This window comes from Methylobacter sp. (assembly GCF_023227905.1).
In the GTDB taxonomy this organism is placed as follows: domain Bacteria; phylum Pseudomonadota; class Gammaproteobacteria; order Methylococcales; family Methylomonadaceae; genus Methylobacter_A.
Genome location: NZ_JALOCF010000115.1, coordinates 1 through 3,041, shown reverse-complemented (window position 1 = coordinate 3,041; position 3,041 = coordinate 1). Strand labels below are relative to the sequence as shown.

General features: G+C 51.1%; 3 protein-coding genes. 1 reads left to right on the top strand and 2 read right to left on the bottom strand.

What is annotated here, in order from left to right; translation table 11 throughout:
- Positions 1–520: 520 nt before the first annotated feature.
- Complete coding sequence (locus tag M0R47_RS21520) at positions 521–2,086, bottom strand: IS1182 family transposase (RefSeq protein WP_292558407.1); 1,566 nt, start codon at positions 2,084–2,086, stop codon at positions 521–523.
- On the bottom strand, positions 2,079–2,279 hold the full coding sequence (locus M0R47_RS21515) for a hypothetical protein (protein WP_292558406.1): 201 nt from the start codon (positions 2,277–2,279) through the stop codon (positions 2,079–2,081). Before M0R47_RS21515 ends, M0R47_RS21520 begins: the two co-directional genes overlap by 8 nt.
- Before the next feature lie 170 nt (positions 2,280–2,449).
- On the opposite strand from M0R47_RS21515, the gene M0R47_RS21510 reads away from it, so the two are divergent.
- Positions 2,450–3,041: TetR/AcrR family transcriptional regulator (locus M0R47_RS21510; RefSeq protein WP_292558405.1), on the top strand; the 592-nt coding region annotated here is incomplete at its 3' end.

The following is a 3,041-nucleotide window of genomic DNA, read 5'->3' as shown; positions in this document are numbered from 1 at the left end:
AAATCATGGTGGCGGCCTTCCTGCCATCTACCTATCGGGATTTGATCGCTTTTGCCCTGCTGTTTCTGCTCTTGATCTGGAAGCCTTATGGACTCCTTGGCCAGCCGCGTCCTCAGAAGGTATAAGAAACAGGAAAGGTGTTCAGTGTTCAGTGTTCGGTGTTCAGAGGAATATGACCAATGAACCAGGAGACAACGGGCAAGGTCCATTGAATTTCTGATTAAAAAAGATGGTTCCTTACCACAATCTGTGGGTACCGCATCTGCTATTAATGATTTTAATTGTTGTCGCCAAGCTGGTTATGTTGACAAACATGCCGCAATCATTCGGTGTGCGAACGAAGGTGCCGACAGATTAACCACTGAGAACGTGTGAAAGAATTAATTTACAATCAGACCGATGATCGGGAAACAGGATAAAACCCGCCGGCTGTAAAAATGGTTATAAAAGCTATAAGAAAGCACATCATAGCAAGTTTATTTCCGGTATTGCCGATATGAAAAGGGCTGATCATATACCTTTAAGCGGTTGCGGCCAGCGGTTGAACTCGCCAGCGCAGTCTAATCCACTGCTGGATGTTATAGGTCAAGCAAGCCCACATGGATTCCATGAGGACTTTCAGACGGCCACGCAGTCGAAACTGACGCAACCCGATCTTAGTTTTGATCCAGGCATTCGGAAACTCGGCCACCCCTCCGCGCTGTCGGTAGATGGCTTTTGCCTCGGGAGTCTGCATCTTCTGCACAAAAGCTGCGACCACCGGATGCTCGACAGCCCGCGTAATCGTGCGCCCCTTAACGGCATTCTGCGGGCAGCACTGGGCTTTGACCGGACAAGCGGCGCAGTCTTTCGGATTTGCCCGATACCTATGATGAACTACCCCGATACGATTCTCTTGACCATCATGACGCAGAAAATGGCCGGTGGGACAGCGATAAAGATCTTGCTGGGCATCATATATAAAAGCCTGCGGGTAAAAAGCCTCTTCAACACCGCGGCGTCGCAACTGACCGCCGGATTGTGCGGCATGTTCATCGAGCGAACCAACAAAATCGACCTTCTTGTCCGCCATTGCCAAAATGTTCTCGCGACTTGTAAACCCTCCGTCTGCAACCATCTGCTGAGGGACTTGCCCCATATTCTTTTCAACCCGTTCGACGCCACCGACCAATTCGCCATAGTCACTGGCCGCTTGGCTCACGCCCACCCCTACGATAATCCCGTGCGCCGCATCCGTCGAGAGTTGCACGTTGTAGCTGGGTGCAAACCCACCATCGGACTGCTTCATAATTCTGGCTTGCGGATCAGTCTGACTTACTCGCGCCTGCTGCTTGGCCTCTGTGCCCGTCTTGTTATCGCGTATCTTTGCCAACTCTTCCAGCGCCCCTTCCAACCGCTGTTGTCGTTCCCGCGCCGCCCGTTCCCGCGCTGCCTGCCGTCGAACCGGATCCTCTGCCCGCGGGTCGCCCATCGCCGCGACTTGTTGCCGGGCCTGTTCCAAGTGCATCCGAATCCGCTCCTCGCGCCGAAAGCTATCAGCCCCGGCGCACGCCTTGATTTTCGTGCCGTCGTGCATTACCCGCTCCAGCGTAATCAATCCCTCCGCACTCAGCAGCCCCAGAGCCTGTGCGAACAACTCATCGAGCGGCGCTTGGTAGCTAACCCTAAAATCCGACAGGCTGTGATAGTTGATCACTTCCAACCCCGTCAGCCACTGAAACGTTGGATCGTATTCACAACGTCGCGCCAACTCGCGCGCCGAACTGATCCCTTGACTGTACGCCCAAATCCACAGGCTGATCAGCAGCCGCGGATCCCATGCGGCACGCCCCGCAACCCCGGTCACCGCCGCAATCGGTTCGTAAAATCGCCCCAAATCCAATCGCCCGACAAACTCCCATATCGCCCGTACAGGGTGATCTTCGGCCACCAACTGTTCTATGTCCACCGCCCGAAATACCAACTGACAACGGTCCCCTGTCTTCACACGCGCTTGACCGCGCATGGCCACAGGCAGCGGCGCCTGTCGCCTGGGGGCTTCTTCCTCCAGTTTCAACAATTCCAAAGCCTCGGTAGTCTTATGCATTCTTTGCCCCCTTGCGCTTCGCCGCAGCCTGAACACGCCGTACAATCAGGGTATACCGATCCTTCACGACCCATTCAATCCGCTCGCTCTTCTCCAATTCCAGCGCCCCCGCCAATGGCGCTGGACAAATCAGGTAAAATTGCCGATTCTTGTCCCCACTCTGGATCACTTGTAATTTCGATTCGTAGCCCATTCTGCACCTCCGGTGTTTATGAATTGGGCTAATAATAGCTATATCGCTATTTTATGCAATAATTATTTCACAGCTTCTGAGGCCTTACAAAATAACATATTTTTATGTTGACATCATATTTAAAGTGTACTATATTTTAGGCGTTCGCTATAAAAGGAAACGGAATAAGTATGAACCCAAATGAATATTCATTACGCGAAGTAAAGCATGCCCGGACCAAAATCGCCCTGATGAAAGCTTTTATAGAGCGCCTGCGACATTCCCGTTTTGAGGACATTTCCATCAAGGACGTGTGCCGAAGCGCCGAAATCTCGGAAGGCACGTTTTTTAATTACTTCCCGGGCAAAATAGACGTCATTACCTACTATGTCAACCTTATGACCATGAAGTTCATCTGGAAGGCGCGGCAAAAAGCTCCCAACGGCAATTCCATTGCTTTGATTGGCGCTTTTTTCGAAGAAATGGCGGGCGAAATCACCAAGCTCGACATTACGTACGAACTTATTTCCATCATGGTTGTCCAACATGAAAGGCCTAAAAAAGCTGCCATTTCCGATATTGAAAAACATCTCGTTTTCCCGGATTTAGCCGGCATTGAGGATATTTCCCCTATTTTAATCGATGAATTTTTCAGGAGATGCATGGAAGGGGCGTTGAAAAACGGCGAACTTCCTGGGAGCGTCAACATTGATGATGCCGTGGTGTCTTTGATAACGATCATAGTCGGCACGATGATCGCGATAAAATTTAATAGTGTTAAGA